This is a genomic window from Acetomicrobium sp. S15 = DSM 107314, assembly GCF_016125955.1.
Classification (GTDB): Bacteria; Synergistota; Synergistia; order Synergistales; family Thermosynergistaceae; genus Thermosynergistes; species Thermosynergistes pyruvativorans.
The window spans coordinates 1-365 of record NZ_JADEVE010000320.1 but is presented as its reverse complement, the minus strand read 5'-3'; the positions used below and the strand labels follow the sequence as shown (position 1 = coordinate 365).

The following is a 365-nucleotide window of genomic DNA, read 5'->3' as shown; positions in this document are numbered from 1 at the left end:
ATCGTGCCTATGATGACGGTCTTTAGGATATTGCCCCTGGTGATGGGGATGGTCATGACGACCATGAAGGGAAGCACTGCGAGGTCTACGGCCAAGAGTATCCTGTTCTGAGGTATGAGGATCATATATTGGCCATATGTCAGGCCATATGCGAATACAGGGCTTCTCGCGGCATCACAGGGCCGATTTTTGTAGGTATGGATACGCACGCGCTCTCTGAGCCCGCTCTGATGACACGCTGGGCCCTTTGGAGATGAGTGTTGGCTGATTCGCGATCTTTCTTAGAAATAGCTTCCTCTGCAACCGCACAAGAACGAATGCCGATGTCGTACGTCAAAAGCAAAAGTTTCTCTTTCGATGCTGTC

The 365-nt window shown here is 50.7% G+C and carries 1 protein-coding gene; it reads right to left on the bottom strand.

Going from position 1 to position 365, the window contains the following annotated elements; genetic code table 11:
• Positions 1–139: 139 nt before the first annotated feature.
• The coding region (locus EZM41_RS09420) for a flagellar protein FliS (protein WP_198470850.1) at positions 140–365 on the bottom strand (226 nt) is incomplete at its 5' end.